Origin of the sequence: Bradyrhizobium sp. BRP22 (assembly GCF_020194175.1) — a bacterium.
Taxonomy (GTDB): domain Bacteria; phylum Pseudomonadota; class Alphaproteobacteria; order Rhizobiales; family Xanthobacteraceae; genus Bradyrhizobium.
In genome coordinates this window covers 107648-133205 of sequence record NZ_JADYVX010000018.1, presented here as the reverse complement: position 1 = coordinate 133205, position 25558 = coordinate 107648, and the positions used below count along the sequence as shown (strand labels likewise).

Here is a 25558-nt window from a genome sequence, read left to right as displayed (position 1 = left end):
GGTGGAGAGTTCGAGCGACTTAAAAGGAACGTCAAAATGACTGGTGCTGAAACCCTCGACGTGGCGCGCGATGCGATCTGGACCATCGTGGTAGTGTCGTCGCCGCTGATGGTCGTCGGCCTCGTGGTCGGCGTGATCGTGTCGCTGTTCCAGGCGCTGACGCAGATCCAGGAGCAGACGCTGATCTACGTGCCGAAGATCCTTGCGATCTTCGTGACGCTGCTATTGGCGCTGCCGTTCATGGCCGATTCGATGCACGCCCACATGATGCGGATATCGTCGCGAATCATCGGCGGTTGATGCACTGTGCGTAAACTATGCGCATCGACGTTTCCCTGCTGCCGGCGCTTGCCGCGACCTTCGTGCTGGTGTTTGCCCGCATGGGGTCGATGGTGATGCTGCTGCCGGGATTCGGCGAGAGCAACATCCCGGTGCGGGTCAAGCTTGGGATCGCGCTGCTCTTGACGCTGATCATCCTGCCGCTGCACCGCAATGCCTATCATGTCGACACGACATCGGTGAGTTCGCTGATGGTGCTGATGGTGCATGAGATCGTCATCGGCATCGTGCTCGGCGCGACCGCGCGCGTGACGCTGTCGGCGCTGGCGGTTGCGGGCTCGGTGATCGCCCAGCAGCTCGGGCTCGGCTTCGTCACCGCGATCGATCCGACGCAGGGGCAGCAGGGCCAGCTGATCGGCAACTTCCTCACCATCCTCGGCATGACGCTGCTGTTTGCGACCGACACCCACCATCTGGTGCTCGCGGCGCTGAACGAGAGCTACAAGATCTTTGCGCCGGGCGCACCGATGCCGACCGGCGACGTGGCGGCGCTGGCGACGCGCGCCTTTGCCGAGGCTTTCAAGATCGGCCTGCAATTGTCCGCGCCGTTTCTGGTGTTCGGTCTCGTCTTCAACATCGGGCTTGGCGTGCTGGCGCGGCTGATGCCGCAGATGCAGGTTTATTTCGTCGGCGTACCGCTCTCGATCCTCGCCGGGTTCCTGATCCTCGCCGTAGTGATCGCGGCGATGATGGGGACCTATCTCGATTACTTCATCGGCGTCATGCACCAGCTCACGCCGCTGAAATAGGGAGCCGCGATGGCGGAGGATACCGACGACAAAACAGAAGACCCCACCCAAAAGCGCCTCGATGATGCGCTGGAGAAGGGCGACGTCGCCAAGAGCCAGGAGGTCAACACCTGGTTCGTGATCGCCGGTGGCACGCTGGTGCTGTCGACCTTCTCGAGTGCGGCGGGCAGCGGCATCCTGACGCCGCTGCGCAACCTGATCGCCAATTCCTGGATGATCAGGACCGACGGCCCGGGGCTGTTGTCGCTGACGCAGACGCTCGGGATCGCCGTCATCGCCGCCGTGGGCATTCCGCTGTTGATGCTGATGCTGGCGGCGATCGCCGGCAACATGATCCAGCACCGGCTGGTGTGGTCGGCCGAGCAGCTCAAGCCGAAATTCAACAAGATCTCGCCCGGCGCCGGCTTCAAGCGCATTTTCGGCAAGCAGGCGGCGGCGAATTTCCTGAAAGGCATTTTCAAAGTGATCGCGCTCGGCGCGGTCATGACGGCGGTGCTGTGGCCGGAGTGGCACCGGCTGGAATCGCTGCTCCGGATTGACGTCGCCTCGATCCTGCCCGCCACCACCAGCCTGACCGTGCACCTGATGGGCGCCGTGGTGGCGATGCTCGCCGCGGTCGCGATCGCCGACTATTTCTTCCAGTACCGGCAATGGTACGAGCGGCAGAAGATGTCGCTGCAGGAGATGAAGGAGGAGTTCAAGCAGTCGGAAGGCGATCCGCATATCAAGGGGCGCATCCGCCAGTTGCGGCAGCAGCGCATGAAGAAGCGCATGATGGCCGCGGTTCCCAAGGCGAGCGTGATCATCACCAACCCGACCCACTATTCGGTGGCGCTGGCCTACGACCGCAGCATGCAGGCCCCGGTCTGCGTCGCCAAGGGCGTCGACGTCATCGCCTTCAAGATCAGGGAAATCGCCAAGGATCACGACATCCCGATCGTCGAGAACGTGCCCCTGGCCCGTGCCCTCTATGCAACCGTCGATATCGACGAGGAAATTCCGGTCGAACACTATCACGCCGTCGCCGAAATCATCGGCTACGTCATGGGCCTGAAGCGGCGCGGGCTCTCGGGATAGAGCATGATCCGGAAAAGTGGAAACCGGTTTTCCGAAAAGATCATGCTCAAACAAAGAGATGAAATGGGACGAAAACGGCCTGAGATGGGCTTAACCTGGGAAATGGCGGCCTGATGGACTTGCGTTCCAAGCTCCGATTGAGGCACTCAGGAGGGCGGGCGAATCTGCACGCCTTCACCGCCGACGGGCAGTTTCCTTCGATGACCGCCGAGACCGATCACAATCAGGCTGCCGAGCCGTTCGTGGCCCACGAACCGGCGCGCCGGAGCGGCAGCATCGTCCTGGTGCTGCTGGTGGCGGCCGGCCTTGTCGCGGTGGCGGTCGCGCTGATGACCATCGGCCGCGCCCAGGCGCAGCCCTATATCCTCGGCGTGCTGGCGCTGCTTGCCATGGTCGGGCTGTTCAGCCTGTTCGCCTTTGCCGCCGGGATCATCCGTTTCTCCGACCGCTCCACCGACGATCCCGTGACGGGCCGGATCGCCAACCACGCCTATGACGGGCTGGCGGTCACCGACGCGCACGGGCACGTGGTCTATTCCAACGCCGCCTATCTGGCGCTGACGGGAGCCGCGAGCCCGCAGGAGGTGCGGCCGGTCGAGCGCGTTTTCATCGGCAATCCCGACGTTTCCGAGGCCGTGTTCCGCCTGCTCAAGGCGGCGCGCGAAGGCAAGCGGCAGCAGGAGGAGGTCCGCATCGCCGGCCATGACGGCGTGCATGGACGGTGGCTCCGGATGCGGGTTCGCCCGCTCGGTCAGAGCAAGCGCGAGCAGAAATATGCGGTGTGGTCGATCGCCGACATCACCCGCGACCGCGAGCGCCAGGAGGACGTGTTCAAGGAATTACAGCACGCGATCGAATATCTCGATCACGCGCCCTGCGGCTTCTTCTCGGTCACGCCGTCTGGCGAGATCGCCTATGTCAACGCGACGCTCGCGAACTGGCTCGATTACGATCTCGCCGAGATCGGCTCGGGCGGATTGAAGCTCACCGATATCGTCTCCGGCGACGGCGCCGCGCTGCTCACCTCGATCGTGCCGGCGCCCGGCGAGGTGAAGACTGAGGTCTTCGACATCGATTTGCGCAAGCGCAGCGGCAAGACCGTGCCGGTGCGGCTCTATCACAAGCTCGCCTTCGGCGCCGACGGCGCGCCCGGCGCCTCGCGCACGCTCGTCATCAGCCGCGCCCGCGACGAACATTACGATCCAGAGCGCGCCGCCGAAGTGCGCTTCATGCGCTTCTTCGACCACACACCGATGGCGATCGCGACCGTCGACCGCGGCGGCAATGTCGTGCGCGCCAATGCGCGCTACGCCAAGCTGGCGCAGGGCCTCAATGCCGAGGGCACCGCCGCCAAGTCGATCTTCCGCGCGGTCAATCCGCGCGACCGCAGCCTGGTGATCGCGGCGATCAACCAGGCGGCCGAGGGCAGGGGCGACATCGCGCCGGTCGAGGTCATGCTCGACGGCGCCAAGGAGCGCTGGGCCCAGTTCTTCGTCACCGCGGTGGAGGAGGACGAGCGCGACGCCGAGGCCGCGATCGTCTACATGCTCGAGACCACCGAGCGGCGTACGCTGGAGAACCAGATCAACCAGTCGCAGAAGATGGACATGGTCGGCCAATTGGCCGGCGGCATCGCGCACGATTTCAACAACGTGCTCTCAGCCATCATGATGGCGAACGATTTCCTGCTGAACGCGCACAAGCCGACCGATCCGTCGTTCCAGGACATCATGCAGATCAAGCAGAACGCGACCCGCGCCGCGACGCTGGTGCGGCAACTGCTCGCGTTCTCGCGCCGCCAGACGCTGCGGCCGCAGGTGCTCGATCTCGGCGATGCGCTGAGCGATCTGACCATGCTGCTGCGCCGGCTGATCGGCGAGAAGGTGAAGCTCGACCTCGTGCACGGGCGCGACCTCTGGCCGGTGAAGGTTGACGTCTCCCAGTTCGAGCAGGTGATCGTCAACCTCGCCGTCAACGCCCGCGATGCGATGCCTGATGGCGGCAAGCTGATCATCAGGACCCAGAACGTCACGGCCGAGCAAGCCGGCCAGCTCTCCTACAAGGGCCTGCCGGCGGCGGATTATGTGCGGATCGACATCACCGATACCGGCACCGGCATTCCGCTTGAGATCATCGACAAGATCTTCGAGCCGTTCTTCTCGACCAAGGAGGTCGGCAAGGGCACCGGGCTCGGCCTGTCGACGGTCTATGGCATCGTCAAGCAGACCGGCGGCTTCGTGTATGTCGATTCCACGCCCGGCGAGGGAACCACCTTCCGCATCTTCCTGCCGCGCCACCGGCCCGAGCAGGAGGTCGCGCCGGAGCCGCAACCGAGCAACGGCGCGGCCAGGGAGGCCGCAGCCGAGCCGCCGAAGCCAAAACCCGATCTGACCGGGCACGGCACGATCCTTCTGGTCGAAGACGAGGACGGCCTGCGCGCACTGAACGCGCGGGGCCTGCGCTCGCGCGGCTACAGCGTGATCGAGGCGTCCAACGGCATTGAGGCGATGGAAGCCTTTGACGAGAAGAACGGCGCAATCGACCTCGTTGTCTCCGACGTTGTGATGCCCGAGATGGACGGCCCGACGCTGCTCAAGGAGATGCGCAGCCGCAACCCGGAGCTGAAGATCATCTTCGTCTCGGGCTATGCCGAGGATGCGTTCGAGAAGAGCCTGCCGGAGAACCAGCAGTTCGCCTTCCTGCCAAAGCCGTTCACGCTGACGCAACTCGTCGCTGCCGTGAAGGAGACGATGACGCTGCATTAGATAACTTCGTCGCGAGATGCCGCGACGAAGTCGCGGACCGCCTCGCTGCAGTCGCAATGACAGGGTTAAGAACCCGCAAAAACCCGGGAAAAGACGGGTCTTTGTCACATCCCCGCGACTGAGGGCCGCAGTGATTGTTCCCGTTTAACGCTTCCCTTTTGGGCGGCCATGCCCATCTTAATGCCACTTTCCCCATGCCGGGGATTCAGGGAAACACACATGAATTTCACGCAACATACGCGCGGAATTGTTCGGGCCATCGCCGTCGCTATCGCGCTGGCGTTGCCTCTCACAGCTATCAGCATCTCGGCGGCCGACGCCCGCGCTGGCGGCGGCTTCGGCTCGGGTTCCCGCGGCTCCCGGAGCTTTGCCGCTCCGCCCAGCACCAACACGTCGCCGGGCATGACGCAACCGCTCAACCGCACCTATAGCCAGCCGGGCACCACGATGGGTTCGCCGGCCGCGAATTCGGGTGGCCTGTTCAACCGGGGCGGCATGGGCCGTGGCCTGCTCGGCGGCCTTGCCGCGGGCTTCCTCGGCGCCGGCCTGTTCGGCCTCCTGTTCGGTGGCGGCCTGTTCTCCGGTCTCGGCGGCCTGTCGTCCATCCTCGGCCTGTTGCTGCAGATCGGCCTGATCGTGCTGGTGGTGCGGCTGGCGATGTCGTGGTGGCAGCGCCGCCAGACACCTGCCGCCGCCTATGCCGGCGGTCCCACACCCGCTCCCGGCGTCGGCCCGCAGCCGAACTATCGTTCGGGCATGGGCTTCGGGCTTGGTTCGGCCAGCGCGCCGCTGGAAATTGCGCCGGCCGACTATGAGGCCTTCGAGCGCCTGCTCGGCGAGGTTCAGGCGGCATGGTCGAACGAAGATGTCGCCAAGCTGCACACGCTCGCGACGCCCGAGATGGTCTCCTACTTCTCGAAGGACCTCGAGGAGAACAAGGCGCGCAACGTCGTCAACAAGGTGACGAATGTGAAGCTGCTGCAGGGCGACCTTGCCGAAGCCTGGCGCGAGGGCGAGTCCGACTACGCCACCGTGGCGATGCGGTTCTCGCTGGTCGACCAGATGCTCGACCGCACCACCGGCCGTCCGGTCGGCGGCAGCGAGCAGCCGCAGGAAGCGACGGAGGTCTGGACCTTCGTACGCCGGCGCGGCAGCGACTGGGAGCTCTCGGCGATCCAGCAGACGAACTGATCGTCCGCCAGACGACACAATATCAAGGCGCTGCGGTTCATTCCGCAGCGCCTTTTGCTTTGTGCGGTCGATTTTCGCTGTCGCCGCGCCGGAGTAAGCGCTGCGACTGCGGGTTGATCTCCGAAGCCAGAAACAATCGGAGGATCCGTTCGCTGATTCCAGCCGCCTGCTGAGCGCTCAGGCGGCCTTCTTCTTCGCTACCTTCTTCTTGGGAGATGCTTTCATCTTCGCGACATAGGCCGCGACTTTCTTCGATGAATGGCCCACGGCGGCGACGGCCGCCTTCAATCTGGCTGGCGTGACCTTGAGCTTGTTCGACCAATAGCGCACTTCATAGGGCTGGCTCAGCGCAATCCGCGATCGATCTGCGGCAAGATGCTTCTGCTCCTTGAAGTAGGCTTCCACCTTCTTGGCGGAATGTCCGACTTTCTTGACGGCGTATTTCAGCTTGGCCGGCGTGACCTTGAATTTCTTCGACCAATAAGCGACCTCGTAGGCCTCGCCCAACGCGATGCGCGCGCGATCACTGCCGCCGCGCTTCTTCTTGCTATCCGCCATCACATTCTCCTGTCCGATCGGGAATCGGATGTTCCAAGACAGGAACAGGCTAACATCGTCGCGGTCTCTCAAACAATTGCGACCGTGTGACAGCGGAGCGCCAGCCACAGGAGTGTGTTATTGCCATGGGCCTGTCCCAGGGAGGCGTCGTCCATGCGCTATCAGCTCTATTATTGGCCTGACATCCAGGGCCGCGGCGAATATGTGCGGCTCGTGCTGGAGGATGCAGGTGCCGATTATGACGATGTCGCGCGCGGCGCGGGCGGCACAAACGCGATGATGGCGATGATGGAAGCCGGGAAGGGCACGCCGCCTTTCGCGCCACCGTTTCTGAAAGCCGGCAAGCTCGTGATCGGGCAGACCGCCAACATCCTCTTCTTTCTCGGCGCGCGCCATGGCTTGGCGCCAAAGGCGGAATCGGGACGGCTTTGGGTGCATCAGATGCAGCTCACGATCGCCGATCTCGTGCTGGAAGTTCACGACACCCATCATCCGCTCGGGCCGACGCTGTATTACGAGGACCAGAAGGCGCCGGCGAAGAAGCGCACCGCGGAGTTCTGGAAGGAGCGGGTGCCGAAATATCTTGGCTATTTCGAAGACATCGTGGAGGCGAATGGCGGCGCTTACGTCACCGGCCGCCGCGTGACCTATGTCGATTTCTCGCTGTTCCAGATCGTCGAGGGCCTGCGCTACGCCTTCCCGAAGCACATGCAGGCGTTCGAGAAGAACATTCCCCGCCTGATCGAATTACGCGACCGCGTCGCCGAGCGGCCGAATCTCAAGACCTATCTTTCGAGCGAACGGCGGATTCCGTTCAACGAGCAGGGCATCTTCCGGAAGTACAAGGAACTGGATCTGTAGTGCAATCGTAGGATGGGCAGAGCGCAGCGAAACCCATCAAGCCATGAGTACGTTGCCGACAGATGACCCATCCTACGGCGCTGTCTTACAGCTTCTTCCCGTCGAACGGCGTCATCGCGAGCTTCGCCAGTTCGATGCCGTCGATGCAACTCACGTTCAGCGCCACCACATCGGTGCCATCGGGCTTCCTGCCGTAGGCAAACACTTCGGCGCCGCAGTCGATGCAGAATTGATGACGGATGGCGTGCTTGTTGAAGAGGTATTCCTTCAAGTTCTCCTCGCCGGCACGGAGCTGAAAACTCCTGGGCGGCAGGAACGCGAAATGCAGGCCTTTCTTGGTGCAGATCGAGCAGTTGCAATTGGTCACCATCGCAAGATCGCTCGTGCATTCGAAACGCACCTGTCCGCAATGGCAGCCGCCGGTATAGGTCTTGCTGTCAGGCATCGTTCTTCCTCGCGACATCCGGATTCGGAGAGAGAGGACGATAACGCAGCAGCGCGGCGCAGTCAGCAGGTCCGCGCACCGTAGCGGTGGCGCGCTATTCGTCCTTGCCGCGGGTGATCGCGATCGACGCCTCGGTCTTGGTGCGCGTGCATTCCATGTTGAGGCGGCGGAAGCGCATGCTGACCTTGTCGCCGCGCAGAAGGCCCATGCGCTTCAGGCAGCGAGTGGCGCCGGTGGTGGTGTCGTCCTTCGGCACGGTGAAGATGATCGCCGCCGCCGAACTGACCAGTTGATAGAATTCCGGCTTCGGCCGCCGGTCGCCCTTGGCATAGAGCTCGATGGAGTAGTTCCTGCCGCGGCAGCCGAGCGACAATTCCCTGGTCGCGGGGTGGGTCAGATAGACGATATTGGCGGCCTTGAAGTTGACCTTGAGGCCGTCGATCTGGCTGGCAAGCTGTTTTGCAATGTCGTCGCACTGATCGGCCCGCGCCGGCGAGGCGGCGAGGGCAGTGAAAAGCCCCAGCACGGTAGCGAGCGCGACGGCGCGAACGGTCGATACAGGTGTCTTTGTCATCAATGCCCCCTGCCGGCATAGAAGCCCACGCGCGTTCATGCAGGCTCTGACCGATTGCGTCAATATGTTGGAGCTGGCCGTGCCCAGGACGGCATGCGCCCGATCGTTGGCCGGCTCCTCCCTTTCCTTTGCGGCAAAAATGCTTAGAACGGCTCTAGATGCCGGGCTGACGTTCCCGGCCCCAACCCGAGATCTTGCCCATGAACGCTCCTACCGCCTTCCCTGACCAGTCCAAGCCTGTTCCGCCCTATAAGCATACGCCGCTGTTCCCGCTGGGGCAGGACACGACGCCGTACAAGAAGGTCACGGCCGAGGGCGTGCGGGTCGAGAAGGTGCTGGGGCGGGACATGCTGGTGGTCTCGCGCGAGGCGCTGCGGGCGCTGTCGGAGGCTGCATTCGGCGAGATCAATCACTACCTGCGCCCGGGCCACCTGAAGCAGCTCCGCAACATTCTTGACGACAAGGAGGCCAGCGACAACGACAAGTTCGTCGCCTTCGACTTCCTCAAGAACGCCAATATCGCCGCCGGCGGCGTGCTGCCGATGTGCCAGGACACCGGCACTGCGATCATCATGGGCAAGAAGGGCTGCAACGTCATCACCGACGGCGATGACGAGGCGGCGCTGTCGGAGGGCGCGCGCGACGCCTATCTGCGCCGCAATCTGCGCTATTCGCAGGTGGCGCCGCTGTCGATGTATGAGGAGAAGAACACCGCCAACAACATGCCGGCGCAGTGCGAGATCTATGCCGAGGGTGACGATGCCTACAAGTTCATGTTCATGGCCAAGGGCGGCGGCTCTGCCAACAAGAGCTTCCTGTTCCAGGCGACGCCGTCGGTGCTGACCAGGGACCGGCTGCTGGCGTTCCTGAAGGAGAAGATTCTCACCCTCGGCACCGCGGCGTGCCCGCCCTATCACCTGGCGATCGTGATCGGCGGCACCTCGGCCGAACTCTGCATGAAGACGGTGAAGCTTGCTTCCGCCCGCTATCTCGATGCGCTGCCGACCCACGGCTCGGCCGACGGCAACGCATTCCGCGATCTGGAGATGGAGCAGGAAATCCACAAGATGACGCAGTCGCTCGGGGTCGGCGCGCAGTTCGGGGGCAAGTATTTCTGCCACGACGTGCGTGTGATCCGGCTGCCGCGCCACGGCGCCTCGCTGCCGATCGGGCTCGGCGTGTCCTGCTCGGCGGACCGCCAGGTGCTCGGCAAGATCACGAAGGATGGCGTCTATCTGGAGGAGCTCGAGCACAATCCGGCGCAGTATCTGCCGCAGGTCGAGCAGTCGCTCGGCGGCGAGGTCGTCAAGATCGACCTCAACCAGCCGATGAAGGGCATCCTGGCGACGCTCTCAAAACATCCGATCAAGACGCGCGTATCGATGACCGGCACCATGATCGTGGCCCGCGATGCCGCGCATGCCAAGCTGCGCGAGCGGCTGGATCGCGGCGAGCCGTTGCCGGACTATTTCAAGAACCACCCGATCTACTACGCTGGCCCCGCCAAGACGCCGGATGGCTACGCGTCCGGCGCGTTCGGCCCGACCACGGCCGGGCGCATGGATTCCTTCGTCGACCAGTTCCAGGCCGCCGGCGGCTCGATGGTGATGGTGGCGAAAGGCAACCGCGCGCCGGCGGTGCGCGAGGCCTGCAAGAAGCATGGCGGCTTCTATCTCGGCTCGATCGGCGGTGCCGCGGCAAACCTCGCCGAGCACTGCATCAAGAAGGTCGAGGTGGTCGAATATCCCGAACTCGGCATGGAAGCGATCTGGCGCATCGAAGTCGTGGATTTCCCGGCCTTCATCATCATCGACGACAAGGGCAACGACTTCTTCATGGAATTGAATCTGGGGTAGTCTTCAAGCGAACCGATATCTACCCTCGCTCGAAACGCTTTCCGGACCCTGGGGAAGGAGCGTTCAGCGCGGCAGCTTGAATGACACGGCGCCGCCGTTTTCGACGCCGTCGAACATGACGAGCACGCGGGTATTGGCACGGTCTTCCTCAAGCGGAAGCAGGATTTCTGCTTTGGCGCCATCACCGATGCTGCTGAGATCAAGCGTCGCCAACGGTTTGGCCGTCGCGCTGGTACCGTCCCAGAACCAGATCGCGTATGGCACCTTCTCGTCGCGCGTCGGGCCGGCCAGTATCAGCACGCCATCCTCCACCGCGGCGAGATCGCGGATGCCGGTATTCCGCCCCAGCGCGAGTGGCGTCACTTTGCTTTTCAGATCACGCTCTTCGGTGAAGACCGCGTCGGCATCGACGCTAAGTATGAATGCATTGCCGCCGACGGACGGGCCGCGCAGTCCGAGATGCATCCGGCCATTCCTCACCGCGATCCCTTCGATATTGACGCCTTTCTTGGCCAGCGGCCGATCGAAAAACTTCTTGATGATGTCGCCGTCGCGGATCGCCCTTCGCAATCGAGACGAGGAAACAACGGCGACGACTCGCTCTTCGTCAGGCTCGAAGCTGGGAATACCGGTTGTGGGATCGACCGGTATCCGGAAGATGGCATAGCTCGAGCGATTGCCGGAATCGCCGTGTCGGCTACGTCCATGCGAGCCGATCACGTAAAAAAATCCGCTGTCATAGGCGACGCCTTCGGCGTCCGGGTCGTTGTCGGCGTCGGACAGCCGAATAAGCTTCCGGGGCGTCAGCCTGTTGCCGTCGATCGAGAAGAACTGGGCGTATTTTTTCTCGTCATTGGCGATCAGGCACGACGTGAATTTGGGCGTGGTTGGCACGCAAGCCGCACCGCTGAGATTCATGCGCGGCTGGTCTTCGAGGTCGTCGTTGGAATTCTTCTCGAAAATGGAGACCGCGGTCCAGCGGACGGCTTCCGGCGCAAGCTTTGGGGGCTTCGGGTGCGCGGCGGACACGGCGCCCAAAAGGATCAAGGCGCCGCCGACAATTACAGATCTCGACCGACAACAGACGGTGCGCGCGATGTCGCCAGGCAAAGCATCCCTCCCGCCGATCCAACTCGCCCAATACAATCTAAAATTGTAAAATATGCAAGAGGCGCGAGCCGGCGGGAGAAGCCGGTTGCAGGCGGATGCGTGGGATCAGGCCCTTGTCCCCGTGAACGGGAAGCTGCCCATCGGGCCGATGCCCATTTCGCCGGCGATGCTGTCGCCGGTCACCTTGCCGGTGAATTCGAGGGTGAGCGGCATCGGGTTGGTGATGGAAACCTTCCAGGCAACGTCGTCGCCATTGGCGGTGCCGTCGAAAATCTCCGTCGAGTTGCCGTCGGCGCCCTGCGTGCCCGTGAGCGTGCCGCCCGAGTTCTTCAGCGACAGCGTCGCCTGGCGCTCGCCCATCGGCGTGCTCATGGTGAGATTCCAGTTTCCGTCCACCGCCATGCCTGTCTCCCCGAGGTTAAAGGTGAAGCCGAACGGCGATATAGCCTATCTCGTCCTGTATGCCCAACAATCTATGCTCGCCCTGCGATGATTAAGCGCGGGCTGCCGCGCGGAGCCGGCTGGTCACGATGATGCGGAAGAGGACGTATTGGACGGCGAAGGCGGCGATCTTCAAGCCCGCCGCGACCGCCGTGACATAGGCCGCCCATAGCCTGACGTCGCCGGTCGCGGCCACCGCGATAGTGCCGGCGCCGATCGCAAACATCAGTGCGGCCCAAGCATAGCCGGCGAGGGTGACATATTCCGGAATGGTCTGGACCACGATCGGCGGCATGTAGCGCAGCATCTAGCCGCGCTTGAGCATGATCGCGCCGATCGCGAAATGCGCGATCGAGGGCTTGGCGAGCATGAAGCGCGGATCGTTGGTGAGAAGGGTCGCGGCGCCGAGCACGATCACCAGCGCAAGGCTCGCCCAGGTCATGACGCCGAGTGTCTCGCCTTTGATGCGGGAATACATCACCTGCGCGATCGCACCGGCGATCGCGATGCCCGTCGCGACCAGCACGTTGCCGGTGGCGAGATAGAGTACCAGGAACACGATGGTCGAGAGGAAATCGCCGGCGAGTTTCGCGAACGCGTCCTTCATCGTGATGTTCTCCCGCGATCCTCAATTCGCACTGGGCAATGCGTTGACCGGGTGCGCGCCGTGTTTCGCCATGCGGTGATGCGGATACCACTTGGTGAAGAAGACCGCGGTATTGCGCGCGGCGAACGCAATCAGAAGCCCGGTCCACAGCGGCAGGCTCGGCACGTAGAGGATGGCAATGTTGCCGACCATCATCAGCAGCGCGGCAATCGTCCAGGCCCAGGTGATGACGTAGTTGACGCGCAGGAAGCCGGGTTGCTGCGTCGTATTGGCGTCGACGACCTCGCGCGCATATTGCAGCGTGAAGGGACGGCGGGCCAGGATCGAGCCGAGCGAGACCAGGAAAATCCCGGTGTCGACCGCAAACCTCACCGATGCGGTGCCGAGGCGCGGATCGACGAAGGCGACATAGAGGCCGACCGCGACGAAGGTGAGCACCGAACCGACGCCGAGGATCTTAATCGAGAGGCCGCGCATCACGTCGAAGGCGATGACCGCAGCACAGATCGCAGCAGCAGCAAACAGGCTGGCGGTCGCCGACGCCACCAGCAGCAAGGCTGCGAACGCACCATAGGGGGCGAGGATGAGAAAGATCGTCATGGCCGCCTCTCCAGGCTAATCTTGACAATGTAAAGATAAGCTAAAGGTATCGCCGGAAGCCGTCAAGCGAAATCTTTACAGTGTCAAAATGAAGGCGAGATCTGAAAGGTCGGAATAATTCCAGGTATTTGGGGGCTGTCATTCCGGGGCGCGCGTTCGCGCGAACCCGGAATCTCCAGCCCACAAGCTCCAGATTCCGGGTTCATCGCGTTGCGATGCCCCGGAATGACGGCGGGCTGGCGCAGGCTCAATTCGCGCCAACCCAATTGCCGTGGAATCCGTCCGGCACGCGGTGGCCGAGATGGACCAGCGCGATCGGGCCGGCTTCGACGTCGCGCGCGTTGAACACGGCGAGGTCGCTGCGGTTTTCCCTGATGCGCCAGACCACCGCGAGCAGCCAGCCGTCGCCCTCAGTGGCATCGCTGCCGCGCTCGACGAATACCGGCTCCGAGATGGTGTCGCCGGCGGGCAGGAGATAATGGCCGAGGCGTTTGCCGGTGCCATCGACATGCACGATGCCGGAGAGTGCGCCGAACATCGGCAATTGCGGATTGGCGCAGGCGTACCAGCCATGGGCGAAAGCATAACCGGCACGGCGATCGTCGATGCGGGGGAATTCGCCGGTGAGGTCGTCGAGATAGGTTTGCGTGAAGCGGTCGGTATTGCCGGCAAGATCGAAGGTCCAACGGCAATAACGCGCGCGGTTCTTCTTCGGATCCGTCGGCGAGCCATCAGGATGGTTGAACAGCGGCGCTTCTTCGAACTGCATCACGTCGGCGATGATGCGGTGGCCTTCCTCCCACGCATTCACGACGTGGAAGACGTAGCAGCTTTCGGCGCGGAACCAGACGATGTCTTGCGCGGAGCCGTTGCGCTTCATCACGCCGACATAGGCGCCCTTCTCGGGCTCCCAGGCATACGGCGCCTTGCCGCGCATCGCGCGCTCCATGCTGCCGGTGATCGGCAGGATCGGAAACAGCACATGGTTCTCGGTGACGATGAAGTCGTGCACCATGCTGGCATAGGGCGATTCAAAGCGCTCGAAGCGCGTCACCACGCCTGATGAATTGACCGAGCCGAACGAAAGGGCAGGGGTCAGGGGACCGGCGGCGTTGTAGCCGAAGAATACGAGCTCGCCCGTCTTCGGATCGACCTTGGGATGCGCGGTGAAGGGACCCTGGATCGCGCCGCTATAGTCGCAGTACCCAAGCCGGTTCAGCGTGCCAGGCTCGATCTCGGTCGGCAGGTGGCCTTCCTCGAGCGCGAGCAGGCGGCCGGCATGGAAGATGATGTTGGTGTTGGCGACGCCGCCGTCATTGGTGGTCGCGGGCGGCGCATCGGGGAGCTTGCGGCCGAAACCGCCGAACAATGCGCGGCCGGCATCATGCTCGGCCTGCCATTTCGGCGTGCGGACCCAGCGATTGCGGTAACTGGCGCGCCCGTTCTCGAGATGGAAGGCGTGCAGCATGCCGTCGCCGACGAACCAATGCGCGCCGGGCGCCTCGAATTGCGGATTGGGGCCGTTGCGATAGAGCGTGCCGTTCAGCTCGCGCGGCAATTCGCCCGATATTTTGAGGAACGGCGCATCAGCCTCAAAGGGAATCGGCGCCAGGTTGGTGCGCGGTGTCTCAGCGATCGACTGATCAGGCATCGTCACTCCCTCCATGTTATCTTTACATCGTAAAGATCTGCATACAGGTGGTGACGCCGACCGTCAAGCAAAATCTTTACAGTGTCAAAATTGCGACCTATAAGGATTCGCATGACGAGATTATCGAGAGAAAACAAGGCGAACGCGTCGTCGGCGCGGAACCGCAAGGTGGCGAAACAAGCCGCGGCGAGACCGGCGCGCCGACCGCGCCGGTCGGGCGATGCGCCCTATCATCATGGCGCGCTGCATGAGGCGCTACTGACGGCCGCCGAGCGCGTACTCGAGCGTGAGGGACTGGCCGGGCTGACGTTGCGCGCGGTGGCGCGCGAGGCCGGCGTTTCGCACGCTGCGCCGACGCATCATTTCGGAGATCTGACCGGGCTGCTCAGCGAACTCGCCGCCATCGGCTTCCGCCAGTTCAACGACGCGATGCGCACGGCCGTCGCCGGAGGCGCCACCATCACGGAAAAGGCGATGGCGCGCGCCAAGGCCTATATCGCCTATGCGCAGGCGCATCCGGGCATGTACAGTTTGATGTTCCGCACCGAGCGGCTCGACATGGCGAGACCCTCGCTGCACGAGGCTGCAGGTGCCGCCTTCGCCGGCCTCGCGGGTGCGGTCGGCGAGAGCCGCCACGAGCATATCGAGGAACGGAAGCTGTCGCTCGACCAGGCCGCCGCGATCGTGCGCGCCTGGTCGCTGGTGCACGGCTTCACCACGCTGCTGCTCGACGACCGCCTCGCGGACGTGCTGAAGCGGCTGCCCGAGGGCACGACGGCTGAGGCGCTCTTGGATGCGATGCTGCGCAGCGGGGGCCGTCCGCCGGCCAACTGATCAGCGCCGCAACAACTCCATGGCGCGGCCGCTTTGGCCGCCGATCTTCATGGCAAATACGCACGCGCGGATGACACGCTTCATCATGCAGGCCTTCACAGCGGAACCGAGATCAGATCACGATCGATCGAGTTGATCGGATCGTGATCTCATCTCCTTGTTCGAGCGTGATCTTTTCCGAAAAACGCCTTCCGGCGCGTTCATTGTGGGCAAGGCTCGACGGGAAGCGCGAAACACCTGACAGCGGCGCTGAATTGTCCTAGAAGAGCGGCTCCGTAAAAGCCGTCGCTTGCCGGCGCGTCCGTTCATTCAACATTGTCATGCCCTCGATATCGCCGAATAAACCCTATCGCGTTGGCCGTTCCCGCACCGGACTCGGCCTGTTCGCCACCAAGCCGATCAAGAAGGGTACCAGGATCATCCGCTATTTCGGACCGCTCCTGGATTCCAAGAAGAAGGAAGAGGACGAGATCGAGAACAAATATCTGTTCGAGCTCACCAGCCGCTGGACCATCGACGGCTCGATCCGCGAGAACGTCGCCCGCTATATCAACCATTCCTGCAGGCCGAACGCGGAATCCGACGTCAAACCGCGCAAGCGCAAGATCTATATCCGCGCCATCAAGAACATCGAGCCGGGCGAGGAAATCAACTATGACTACGGCACCGATTATTTCAAAGCCTATTTGAAGCCGATCGGCTGCAAATGCGATTCCTGCGAGAAGAAGCGCAAGAAGAAGCGCGCCGAGGCGCGGGCGGAACGGCTCAGGCTGAAGGAAAAGGCCGAGCGCAAGGCGAAGCGTAAAGCCGAGAAGGTCGCCAAGGAAAAAGCCAAGGCCCAAGATAAGGCCAAGGACAAGGCGAAAAAGAAGAACGGCAAGGCCAATGGCCGGTACCTGAACGGCAGCGGCCGGCCCAGGCCTGTCGGCAAGAAGGTGGTCGCCGGCAAGCGCAAGAGCTCACCGGCGCCTCTTCACGCCTAGATTTACTTGACCGCCTTTGGCCGCGCCGGATAGGCGCATTCGGCGAGCGTTGTGGCGTCGAGCTCGCGCAGGAAGGCCTCGCGGGCCGCGGCAAGCTTGCCCTTCAGGCGGCAACGCGGCGTCAGCACGCAGGCGCCGCCATCCTCGCGAAAACATTCGACCAGCGCCTGGCCGTCTTCGAGCGCGCGTACGATCTCGCCGAGCGTGATCGCCTGCGGTGGCCGCGCCAGCGCAAAGCCGCCGCCAGCCCCGCGCTGGGTGGTGATGAAGCCGCTATTCGCAAGGTTCCGCACCACCTTGGCCAGATGATTGCGGGAAATGCCGAATTCGGCGGCGATCTCGTTGGTCGCAAACGAGCGCGTCGGCTCGCCGGCGAGCCGCATCAGGGCGCGCAGGGCGAAATCGGTGAACAAATTAAGGCGCATGGGAGCCCCGCAAAAATCCGGTTTTGCGAAACAGCGATACTGACCTAAATGGGTATTAGAATACCTATTTGAAGGGATCTGGCATGACAGGGGCAGAACGGCGCGAGCAGATCACGGCCGAAATTGTCGCCAAGACCGGCATCACCGAGGCCATGATCGAGCGCCTCGTGCGCGGCTTCTACGCCAAGGTCCGTGCCGATACCGTGCTCGGGCCGGTGTTCGAAGCACGCATTCGGGACTGGGAACCGCATCTTGCGCAAATGTGCGCGTTCTGGTCGTCGGTCGCGCTGATGACCGGTCGCTATCACGGAACGCCAATGGCAAAACACCTGCCGCTGCCGGTCGATGCCGATCATTTTGACCGTTGGCTTGAATTGTTCGAACAGACCGCGCGTAAAATCTGCCCTTCGGAGGCGGCGGCGCATTTCATCGAGCGGGCGCAGCGGATCGCTGCCAGCCTCGAATTCGGCATTGCCGGATCGCAGGGCGTGATCCTCGGCAGGGGCGAGCGGTTTCGGCGCCGCGAGGCCGCAGGCGCCTGAGCCATCGTCAGTGCAAGAAAAGATCGACCGCCGTCAAAGCTGACGGCGGTCGATTTCTTGGACCGGCGGGTGAAAGTTTAGGCCATGACGGCATCACCGCTTCTGCGCAGGCCGACATATTGCAGTTCCGCGAACACGCCGGTTGCAATCGCCTGTGCCACCACCACGAATTGGCCCAGCAGGTTCGGGCTCACCGCGCCCGAGAACAACAATGCGATGCTCGCAAGCGTCCAGAGCGCATTGCCCGCGATCACGATCACCACCAGCGGTCTGGGTACCGATGGCCGCGCGCCGAGCCAGCCGACCAGCGCGGCGTAGGCGATCAGGAACAGCCCGGTTTCCTGCAATAGCACCTCGGGCAGATTGAACAGCGAGGCAAACGCACCGGCGCCGAGGGTGAGGCCAACGGCCGAAACGCCGCTGAAGACGGCATCGGCGAGCAGCGCGCGGCGCAGGAATTGGGACGAGTGGATCATGACAGGTCTCCTTTGGTTTGCAGCCTGATTGATGGTTCAGCGGAACAGCCGACGGAGCTGACGCATGAGACGCAACGGACACAGCCGCTTCGCCGCCCTGGTCTCGGCGGCCTGCACCTGCGCGGCGACGTAGACGCCGGTCGAGTAGACCAGCGGCTCCGGCAGCTGCAGCGAACGCGCGATCAGCGACGTCGCCAGATTGAGCAGCCACACAACGATGTCGGCGGCGGACGGGAAGGGGCTCGGGTCGGGTCTCATGGTCATCTCCTCGTGCCCCCAGAAGATGATCCGATCCGCGACGCTTTTCGATTACCTCGCACGTAAGACGTTTCGATTACCTCGGACGCAAGACAGAACACTGTTCGAACATGTCCTAAGATGCTCGATGGTGTTCGCACACGCGCAGAAACCCTTGAAGACGAGGGGTTTTTGTCTACATTCCCGTTCGGCACCGTTTGTTCTCATTCGCGTCCAGCCGCAGATTTTGTTGGTATTTTTGTTGGTGTCGGAAGAACAAACCTAGCGGCACAATTCCGACCTTCCGAGACGCGAGAACCGAAGTAGATGGCAAGCAATCAGGTTAGCCCGCACGCGAAGGCCGAGCAGATCAGGACCGACGTGGACTGTCGTGCCGCCAAACCGAGATTCCAGAACGGCGGTTGGAGGGCCACCAAGATTTCTGACGTGACTGGCGGTGGTCTTTATCTCTTCGTCAAGCCCGACCTGAACAGACCGGGCAAGGCTGCCTCCAAGCTCTGGCAGATGGCATATCGCTTTCACGGCCGACAGAAGACCTACTCCATCGGACCTTACGGCGATGGTACCGACGGCACCGTCTCCCTCTTCACTGCACGTCAGAAGCGCGACGCCGCGAAGGCGCTGCTCGCACAAGATCCACCACTTGATCCCTCCATCGAAAAGCAATTCGAAAGACATCGTCAGGCCGCCGAACGCCCTTTCGGCGTCTGGATCGATGAGTGGCTCGCAGAGAAGAAAACCGAGAAGATCAAGCGCGGTCGACTTGTCACAGTACGTAGTTCTGAAACCATCGCGCTGCTCGAACGATGGGCTGGCTATTTGAAGAGTCGCTTCGGCAAGCTGTGTCGGAAAGACATCAAGCGCCCCGATGTTCTGGCTTTCTTTCGGGCCATGCAGGCTGAAGGCAGGTTAGAGACCCGTGACCGAGTTCACAGCATCGGTTCGCAAGTCTGCGACTACGCTGACCTCGAAGGCGATGGCTACAATCCATTCCGTTCCTGCAAGAAGCAGCTGACTATCAACATTTCGACGCCGCGGCCCGGCGTCACTGATCCGCAGGACGTGGTTCGCCTTTTCAGCCTGATCATGCCGGTATGGGCGAAGGCCAGATCGGGCGACCCGCTCGGTGATGCTCTTCGGCTGAATGCGCTGACCGTCCCGCGCCCCGGCATGATCAACAACATGGAATGGTCAGAAGTCGACTGGGATACCGAGCGGTGGACTATTCCTGCGGCCAAGATGAAGACCGGCTGGGATCATGTCGTGCCGTTGTCGCGACAAGCGCTCGCTATCCTGCGCCGCGTGCGGAAAATTACCGGCAATCGGCGCTACGTCTTCGCTTGTGTCGAAGATGCGCCGTTGTCCGGTAGAGCGCTTTGTTGTCGGCTACGTACGCTCGGCATCGACACCAAGACCGAACATTGCGCCCATGGCTTCCGCACCACGTTCTCGACGCTTTGTCACCATGAAGAGATCAAGGAAGCCAAGGCCTGGGATGGCGACGTCATCGAGTTGCAACTTGCGCATCTCGAAAGTGACACGGTAAAGGCGATCTACAAACGGCACGGACCGCTGGCCCTGATCGGCTCGCGCACCAAGCTGATGCAGCATTGGGCTGACCGGGTCGATAGCTTTGCCGGTTCAAAAAGGATTGTGCCGATCAAGGCAAGCCTTCAAACGTACGCAAGTAACTAGACCCTCTTCTTCATGTCCTCGGCTCAATGCGAGGGAGCGACATATGATAAGCATCGATGGAATCAGCATCGATCATGGTCTGCCCCTCCATTTTGTAGGCGATGATCTTTCCCTTCTTGATCAGCTTGTAGGCCTTGGTCCGGCCGAAACCGCCCCGCTCCAGCGCCTTTTTTAACGGAATTAGGTTCCTTTTTTGGCGGCGCTCATCCGTCATCGCCATCGATCCCTCCCAGGCTTCGCTGTTCATGCTTCTCCGCCGCGACGACGGGATCAACTCGGCGGTCTCGTCTAGCTAACGGGGCGTGTTTTCGGAACAGCGCGCGCCTGACATCCGACGTTGTGAATTTCGTTCTCGACACGAGGTTGGCTGCAAGATGAAAACAAATGGCACGGAAGAAAGCGGTTGCGTCAATTCATTCAATCATAGCTTCGTTCGTCTCTCCACTGAAAACCAAGCAAGCTTCACGCATCATGGGACAGCTCAACGCGCCGAGAATGATTGTGGGCCAGCGAGATCGGACGAGGACACAGAGATCATTTTCAGGTGAGCGGCGTTGCGCGTCATCTGTTTGCGTGACCAACTTTGCTGAACGCGTGCCAGCCTGCCGCCTTTGTTGCTTCGGCTAGCTCAAAGTTTCGCCCTGATGGGCCAGGACGAAACTGCATTCCCCTAAAAGAGGATAGAAGACGCCCTTTCAGGACGTGTGCACCGGCAGGTTAGGAAGGAGTTTCGCTCCGAATATGTGAAGCAGTCACATCTTACGTCGTGCATCAGCCTGTCCTAGCAACTGATTGCGCGAACGTTGCAGGCGCGCGCATAGCACGGAGAGAGTGTGTTCCACACGCACGTTGATCTGCGGACCGTTGGACCGCACCTCGGCAAACCGGATAACCATCGAGTGTATACATCGGCCCAGTCGCTCCGAGAGCTCGCCGTTATCGCCGAGCAGCCTTTTGAGCGATGCCGAGCACAGCGTGCCCTTGTCGCGGAAGGGAGGGAAGCGGACCTGTTTTCTTGATCTGAGACTTACTGCCTTTGAGGCCGACCTTCAGCCAGCCACAGGCGCCGCAACGACATCCCGATCAGAGAAAACTTCGCAATCTGGCGAGTTCGGTGATGTGATCGGCTGATAGGACGTCCGGTATGAGCGGAGGCTGTGGCGCGGTGTGGATTTGGTAAAGATGACGTGTGGCCTCAGGCTTGGTCATAAACTCTCCTATGCAGTCGTCCAGCGTGCCTTCCGCCAGGAGATAGGTGCTTCTGTCTGCACGACGCTCATTGTTTATGGAGGGCCATTTGCGAAGCACCGCGGGCGCATCGAACCGGATGTGAATGTCGCTCGCGTCCGTCATTACTGGACTCAATCGTTTAACGCGGTTGCTCTGACCTCTGAAGAGTGGGGGAACTAGGCTCATTGCGTCATCATGCGCCACCACCTTGCCACCCCGCAGCCGCGTCGAATTCTTCGCAAACGGCACAAAGCGAACGTCCTCACTGGTTAGCGTTGGCTCGCGGGCAGCAATTCCGCTAACGCCTTGGCTTCCGATTTAAGAGCATCGATCGCCGCCTTGCGGGCATCGGCATTGAAGCGAGTCCTGATCGTTGACACTGAAAGGGCGCCCCTCAATTCGCCGTGTACGTCAATCAACGGCACGGCCGCCGCGGCGACCTCCGGGTCCCGCTCTCCGATCGAGACATAAAAGCCTCGGTCGCGGATTTTATTCCCTTCGGCGTTAGCTAGCTCGCGGTATGCAGTGAGAATTCGCCCAGCGGCGCCGCGATCAATGGGCAATCGCTGACCTTCTTCGAGATGATGTCGAACTGAACGTGGAGAATTGACGCGGTAAAGACAGATACGTTCGTCGTTATCTGCAACATAAAAGGATGCAGTTTCCCCCGTTGCCTCAACCAGTCGACGAAGCGATGGCCGGATGACTTCGCCAAGATCAAGGCCGCGCTGATAAAGCGCCCCAAGACGCCACAACTCCGGTCCTGGTCGAAACAACCGGTCCGCGCCGCGGACGAGAAAGCCGTCAGCCTCCAGCGAAGAGGCCAGTCGCAGCACTGTGCTCTTGTAGAGGTCCGCCGTCTCCGCGATCTGCGTCAGTGTCATCGCAGTACGCTCCGCGTTGAAGCTTTTCAGGATTGCGAGCGCTCTGCTGACCGCGTCAACTCCTGTCTTGCTCATTTCTGCTCCGGTTCTGCTCTGTAGAACAACTACCAGATCTGGCGGGTAAAATCCATTTTAGAAACGTCAAGCCGGTTCTGTAAGCCAGAATAGATTGACTCTTCTTCCAAGCAAGAATATCGATTTGCACGTGACGGAACGAGTTCCGAGACGTGAAATAGTGGAAGGGGTAGCCAAGGCTGGCCGTTGACTTGCGCGAGGTGATGATCCGCTGAGACTGATTGCTAGCTCGCCGCATGGTGTCGGGCTTCTATGATCACCTGATCCAGTGCACGCAATCTCGTGCGTCTTCCTGGAGCACCACATACTCACCATTCTTCTCGGAGGTGGGCGGCGATCTCGTCGTCAATATGCCAGTATGAAGAGCGGCTCCGACCTAGACGGCCCGAAGCTTGGCATCACGGCTCCTGCTTCCTGGACGGGCAGAATGGCGCGCCATTGCATCAAGATGTTGGGATTGGGCCGGCGCGAGGTCAACATCATCGCCGTCGGGAGCGATGCGCCGGAGGTGGTTGCGCTCGACCCCAAAAAAGTGGGCGCGCAAGTCTATTTCGGTTGCATTGCGGCCCTGCTCTCCAGAAGGATTGGGGCCGATTCGCTGTTCGATGCGGGCACCGTCGTAGGCGCCAAGGGCGGGATCCATCTGGCGCCTGTCCCTACCTGCTGCCATCTTCATCGACAAAACTCCCGAAACGGCGCAGCGCATTGTCAATGCCCTGATGAAGAGCCACCGCTGGGCCAACTCTCTATCAACGGAGCAGTTCGTGGCGTGATCCCGGCCGGGTACAAAACTGACCGTGAAGTCAACATCGAGAAACTGAAAGCGTCCAAGGCGCCGTTTTCCCAGGCCAGGCTAATGGACGCGCAACCGCCCAAGGTACCCCTGCTGTGTTGAGCGGTTTCTACACCAGGATCACCGCGGTAATGTCGAGCTCAGCAAAACATCACCGATCGCTTCGCTGGCTGCGCGGCCCAGCAGTTGAACTAACAACGACAGGCGCCGAAGATGGCACCAAGTGAGGCTTCGTCAGATGTCCCTGCCGCTCACCGGCATCCGTGTCCTCGACCTGTCGATCGTATTGGCAGGCCCATTCTGCTGTTACCATCTCTCGCGCCTCGGCGCGGAGGTTATCAAGGTCGAAAACCCCAATGGAGGCGATCTCGCGCGGCGCCTTGGCGCCGATCCGGAAAGGGCAGAGCGCCTTCAGGGCCTCTCCTTCGTCAGCGTCAACGCCGGTAAGCAGTCGGTGGCTCTCAATCTGAAGTCTGAAGCGGGAAGCGAAGCGTTTCTCAGGTTGGTGTCCGAGGCCGACGTCCTTGTCGAAAACTTTCGGCCCAATGTCATGGAGCGGCTTGGTCTCGGTTTCGACGCGTTGTGCAGGCGCAATCCGCGCCTCGTCTATTGCGCAATCTCAGGCTTTGGGCAAAACGGTCCTTGGTCCGCCCGCCCGGCCTACGACCAGATCGTCCAGGGCCTTTCCGGCGCGATGAGTCTTACCGGTGATGCAGCGACGGCTCCGCTGCGGGCTGGCTTCCCGATCTCCGATACCCTCGCCGGGCTAACGGCCGCCTTTGCCATCGCCGCGGCGCTCGTCGAGCAGCAGCAAACGGGCAGGGGCCGCTTCATCGACGTATCGCTGCTCGAGGCGACCATCTCGGCTATGGGATGGGTGGTTTCCAATCACCTGAACGGCGGAGTCGAGCCGCGGCCGATGGGGAACGAAAATTTCACGGCCGCACCCTCCGGCACCTTCTGCACCGCGACCGGCCCGCTGAATATCGCCGCCAATGAGCAGAAGCAGTACCGGACGCTTTGCGATCTGATCGGCCGGCCGGATTTGAAGACGGATCCGCGCTTTGCGAAACGGGAAGCACGTAAACTGAACCGCGGAGCGCTTAACTTTGAAGTGAACGCGGCGTTGAGCTGTAGGCCTGCGGAGGAGTGGGAGGCGCTGTTGAATGCCGCCGGCGTCCCTGCCGGGTGCGTGCTGACCGTCCCGCAAATTTTGCGGGAGGCCCAGCTCCTGGAGCGCGGATTTGTCGAGACGCTGCCGCGCGATGGGGCTGGCGAACCGCCACTACGCATTACGCGTCCTGGTTTTCGGCTGGATGAGGCGTTTCTCGCCCCCGCGCTTCCTCCATCGCTCGGTGCCGACACGGAGCGATGGCTGGCTCGGCTCGGTTATTCCGATTCGGAAATTGACCACCTTATCGCAAGCGGTGCCGCCGGAACGCTTCATCAAGAGGGAGCTCATTTTCCGCGGGTCCGCCCGGCGACAGATGGAGCAGCGTGACAGCCAGGCAGTTGCGCGCAGCGGGATTGAAAACAGGATGAGCGAAACGGAGCTGCGAGAGCAGGCCGCCCATTGGTGGCGGACCTCCATATGCGACATCGCCCCCGGGCGGATCGCCTATCGCGGATACACGATCGAGGAATTGATTGGTCATATTTCTTTCCCCGCGATGATCTGGTTGATGCTGCGTGGCGAGCTACCCACAGCGGCACAGGAGCGGCTCTTGGAGGCTGCGCTGATTGCATCGGTGGATCATGGCCCCCATGCACCGTCCATCGCTATCGCGCAGATGGCCGTGAGTTGCGGGCTGCCGCTGAACGGCGCGATTGCATCCGCGATCAACACGCTCGACGGTGTGCATGGCGGAGCGGGGGAGCAGGCGATTGAACTCTATGACGAGGTCCTGCGATGGAGCGAGACGAAGGACCTCGATGACGCTGCCGCTGGGGCGATCGACCATTTCACCGCTGAGCACGGCAAATATCTGCCAGGCTTCGGTCACCGCTTCCATCCCGTCGACCCGCGCGCTGAACCGCTGCTCGCGCTAGTCGATGCTGCGATCAGTGAAGGTGCCGTCGGCGGTCGCTACGCCAGCGCAGCGCGCGCGATCGAGCGCGTTATGCGCGAGCGCAAAGGCAAGCTCATCCCGCTGAACATCGATGGAGCCACCGCAGTGATCTACGGGGAACTGGCCTTTGCTGCACCCCTAGCCCGTGGCATTTTCTGCTTGTCACGGGCGGTAGGCATCCTGGCCCATGCATGGGAGCAGACTGGGCGGCAGGACCGCAATAAAGGCCCGATGCCTAAGCAGTTCGCCTACAAATACGAGGGGCAGCCAAGGCGCAGCCTAAAACAGGCGCCATGATGTACCGTCAGGATTGCCGAGCTCATCAAACGCGCGTCTTTTCGCCACCGCCAATTTCGTCGGCTCAGATTGCGCGGACGTCAAGCGTGGATGCAAGCCGGCTGACTGCTTTCGAGGGCTTCGTTCGAGGACTAGCAGTCTGCTGAAAAACCCCTCGCGGTAGCGAGAATTTA

The 25558-nt window shown here is 62.0% G+C and carries 27 protein-coding genes and 1 pseudogene; 14 read left to right on the top strand and 14 right to left on the bottom strand.

The window, feature by feature from the left end; all coding sequences use genetic code 11:
- Positions 1 to 36: 36 nt before the first annotated feature.
- The 5 genes from fliQ (at position 37) to I6F35_RS22235 (ending at position 6121) form a co-directional block, all read left to right on the top strand.
- Positions 37 to 300, top strand: a complete 264-nt coding sequence (gene fliQ / locus I6F35_RS22255; protein WP_225119795.1) for a flagellar biosynthesis protein FliQ — start codon at positions 37 to 39, stop codon at positions 298 to 300.
- A 17-nt stretch (positions 301 to 317) separates the two neighbouring features.
- Entirely contained in the window at positions 318 to 1088 is a 771-nt protein-coding gene (fliR, locus tag I6F35_RS22250) for a flagellar biosynthetic protein FliR (RefSeq protein ID WP_225119794.1), read from the top strand.
- A gap of 9 nt (positions 1089 to 1097) precedes the next feature.
- On the top strand, positions 1098 to 2165 hold the full coding sequence (gene flhB / locus I6F35_RS22245; RefSeq protein ID WP_225119793.1) for a flagellar biosynthesis protein FlhB: 1068 nt from the start codon (positions 1098 to 1100) through the stop codon (positions 2163 to 2165).
- 200 nt (positions 2166 to 2365) lie between these two features.
- On the top strand, positions 2366 to 4930 hold the full coding sequence (locus tag I6F35_RS22240; RefSeq protein WP_225119824.1) for a PAS domain-containing protein: 2565 nt from the start codon (positions 2366 to 2368) through the stop codon (positions 4928 to 4930).
- 219 nt (positions 4931 to 5149) lie between these two features.
- Positions 5150 to 6121: a Tim44-like domain-containing protein gene (locus tag I6F35_RS22235; protein ID WP_225119792.1), complete on the top strand. Its 972-nt coding sequence runs from the start codon at positions 5150 to 5152 to the stop codon at positions 6119 to 6121.
- 177 nt (positions 6122 to 6298) lie between these two features.
- Here the strand turns inward: I6F35_RS22235 and I6F35_RS22230 are convergent, their stop codons facing one another.
- Positions 6299 to 6679: a DUF3606 domain-containing protein gene (locus I6F35_RS22230; protein ID WP_225119791.1), complete on the bottom strand. Its 381-nt coding sequence runs from the start codon at positions 6677 to 6679 to the stop codon at positions 6299 to 6301.
- 153 nt (positions 6680 to 6832) lie between these two features.
- Between I6F35_RS22230 and I6F35_RS22225 the strand changes: the two genes are divergently transcribed.
- Positions 6833 to 7540, top strand: coding sequence for a glutathione S-transferase (locus I6F35_RS22225; RefSeq protein ID WP_225119790.1), 708 nt, complete (start codon positions 6833 to 6835; stop codon positions 7538 to 7540).
- Positions 7541 to 7625: 85 nt separating this feature from the next.
- Here the strand turns inward: I6F35_RS22225 and I6F35_RS22220 are convergent, their stop codons facing one another.
- Both I6F35_RS22220 and I6F35_RS22215 read right to left on the bottom strand, forming a co-directional pair.
- On the bottom strand, positions 7626 to 7985 hold the full coding sequence (locus tag I6F35_RS22220) for a GFA family protein (protein WP_225119789.1): 360 nt from the start codon (positions 7983 to 7985) through the stop codon (positions 7626 to 7628).
- Between the two features lie 94 nt (positions 7986 to 8079).
- Positions 8080 to 8559, bottom strand: coding sequence for a hypothetical protein (locus I6F35_RS22215; RefSeq protein WP_225119788.1), 480 nt, complete (start codon positions 8557 to 8559; stop codon positions 8080 to 8082).
- Positions 8560 to 8759: 200 nt separating this feature from the next.
- Between I6F35_RS22215 and I6F35_RS22210 the strand changes: the two genes are divergently transcribed.
- Positions 8760 to 10415, top strand: a complete 1656-nt coding sequence (locus I6F35_RS22210) for a fumarate hydratase (RefSeq protein ID WP_225119787.1) — start codon at positions 8760 to 8762, stop codon at positions 10413 to 10415.
- Positions 10416 to 10478: 63 nt separating this feature from the next.
- Here I6F35_RS22210 and I6F35_RS22205 read toward each other — a convergent pair whose 3' ends face one another.
- The 5 genes and pseudogenes from I6F35_RS22205 to I6F35_RS22185 all read right to left on the bottom strand — a co-directional run bounded on the left by I6F35_RS22205 (position 10479) and on the right by I6F35_RS22185 (position 14824).
- Entirely contained in the window at positions 10479 to 11462 is a 984-nt protein-coding gene (locus tag I6F35_RS22205) for a DUF3616 domain-containing protein (RefSeq protein WP_225119786.1), read from the bottom strand.
- A gap of 168 nt (positions 11463 to 11630) precedes the next feature.
- Complete coding sequence (locus I6F35_RS22200; RefSeq protein WP_225119785.1) at positions 11631 to 11927, bottom strand: hypothetical protein; 297 nt, start codon at positions 11925 to 11927, stop codon at positions 11631 to 11633.
- Positions 11928 to 12018: 91 nt separating this feature from the next.
- Positions 12019 to 12573, bottom strand: a pseudogene (locus I6F35_RS22195) (septation protein IspZ).
- Positions 12574 to 12594: 21 nt separating this feature from the next.
- Positions 12595 to 13173: a hypothetical protein gene (locus tag I6F35_RS22190; RefSeq protein ID WP_225119784.1), complete on the bottom strand. Its 579-nt coding sequence runs from the start codon at positions 13171 to 13173 to the stop codon at positions 12595 to 12597.
- Between the two features lie 247 nt (positions 13174 to 13420).
- On the bottom strand, positions 13421 to 14824 hold the full coding sequence (locus tag I6F35_RS22185) for a carotenoid oxygenase family protein (protein WP_225119783.1): 1404 nt from the start codon (positions 14822 to 14824) through the stop codon (positions 13421 to 13423).
- A 111-nt stretch (positions 14825 to 14935) separates the two neighbouring features.
- On the opposite strand from I6F35_RS22185, the gene I6F35_RS22180 reads away from it, so the two are divergent.
- Positions 14936 to 15658: a TetR/AcrR family transcriptional regulator gene (locus I6F35_RS22180; RefSeq protein WP_225119782.1), complete on the top strand. Its 723-nt coding sequence runs from the start codon at positions 14936 to 14938 to the stop codon at positions 15656 to 15658.
- Positions 15659 to 15978: 320 nt separating this feature from the next.
- Positions 15979 to 16641: an SET domain-containing protein gene (locus I6F35_RS22175; protein ID WP_225119781.1), complete on the top strand. Its 663-nt coding sequence runs from the start codon at positions 15979 to 15981 to the stop codon at positions 16639 to 16641.
- Positions 16642 to 16643: 2 nt separating this feature from the next.
- On the opposite strand, the gene I6F35_RS22170 is transcribed toward I6F35_RS22175, so the two are convergent.
- Positions 16644 to 17066: an Rrf2 family transcriptional regulator gene (locus I6F35_RS22170; protein WP_225119780.1), complete on the bottom strand. Its 423-nt coding sequence runs from the start codon at positions 17064 to 17066 to the stop codon at positions 16644 to 16646.
- A gap of 83 nt (positions 17067 to 17149) precedes the next feature.
- Between I6F35_RS22170 and I6F35_RS22165 the strand changes: the two genes are divergently transcribed.
- Entirely contained in the window at positions 17150 to 17608 is a 459-nt protein-coding gene (locus tag I6F35_RS22165; protein ID WP_225119779.1) for a group III truncated hemoglobin, read from the top strand.
- Between the two features lie 77 nt (positions 17609 to 17685).
- Here I6F35_RS22165 and I6F35_RS22160 read toward each other — a convergent pair whose 3' ends face one another.
- Positions 17686 to 18084: a hypothetical protein gene (locus I6F35_RS22160; RefSeq protein WP_225119778.1), complete on the bottom strand. Its 399-nt coding sequence runs from the start codon at positions 18082 to 18084 to the stop codon at positions 17686 to 17688.
- 36 nt (positions 18085 to 18120) lie between these two features.
- Positions 18121 to 18342: a hypothetical protein gene (locus tag I6F35_RS22155; protein WP_225119777.1), complete on the bottom strand. Its 222-nt coding sequence runs from the start codon at positions 18340 to 18342 to the stop codon at positions 18121 to 18123.
- A gap of 306 nt (positions 18343 to 18648) precedes the next feature.
- Here I6F35_RS22155 and I6F35_RS22150 point away from each other — a divergent pair, with 306 nt between their 5' ends.
- On the top strand, positions 18649 to 20037 hold the full coding sequence (locus tag I6F35_RS22150) for a tyrosine-type recombinase/integrase (protein ID WP_225119776.1): 1389 nt from the start codon (positions 18649 to 18651) through the stop codon (positions 20035 to 20037).
- Between the two features lie 10 nt (positions 20038 to 20047).
- Here the strand turns inward: I6F35_RS22150 and I6F35_RS22145 are convergent, their stop codons facing one another.
- The 3 genes from I6F35_RS22145 to I6F35_RS22135 all read right to left on the bottom strand — a co-directional run bounded on the left by I6F35_RS22145 (position 20048) and on the right by I6F35_RS22135 (position 22226).
- A complete protein-coding gene (locus I6F35_RS22145; protein ID WP_225119775.1) occupies positions 20048 to 20284 on the bottom strand; it encodes a helix-turn-helix domain-containing protein in 237 nt (78 codons plus the stop codon).
- Positions 20285 to 21120: 836 nt separating this feature from the next.
- Positions 21121 to 21390, bottom strand: a complete 270-nt coding sequence (locus I6F35_RS22140) for a hypothetical protein (protein WP_208829189.1) — start codon at positions 21388 to 21390, stop codon at positions 21121 to 21123.
- Between the two features lie 146 nt (positions 21391 to 21536).
- Entirely contained in the window at positions 21537 to 22226 is a 690-nt protein-coding gene (locus I6F35_RS22135; protein WP_225119774.1) for an IclR family transcriptional regulator, read from the bottom strand.
- 427 nt (positions 22227 to 22653) lie between these two features.
- Between I6F35_RS22135 and I6F35_RS22130 the strand changes: the two genes are divergently transcribed.
- The 3 genes from I6F35_RS22130 (at position 22654) to I6F35_RS22120 (ending at position 25385) form a co-directional block, all read left to right on the top strand.
- On the top strand, positions 22654 to 23121 hold the full coding sequence (locus I6F35_RS22130; protein WP_225119773.1) for a hypothetical protein: 468 nt from the start codon (positions 22654 to 22656) through the stop codon (positions 23119 to 23121).
- Positions 23122 to 23257: 136 nt separating this feature from the next.
- Positions 23258 to 24520 (top strand): CoA transferase, encoded by a 1263-nt coding sequence (locus tag I6F35_RS22125; protein ID WP_208829192.1) that lies wholly within the window; start codon positions 23258 to 23260, stop codon positions 24518 to 24520.
- Between the two features lie 37 nt (positions 24521 to 24557).
- Positions 24558 to 25385 (top strand): citryl-CoA lyase, encoded by an 828-nt coding sequence (locus I6F35_RS22120; RefSeq protein ID WP_225119823.1) that lies wholly within the window; start codon positions 24558 to 24560, stop codon positions 25383 to 25385.
- The last annotated feature ends 173 nt before the right edge of the window (positions 25386 to 25558 follow it).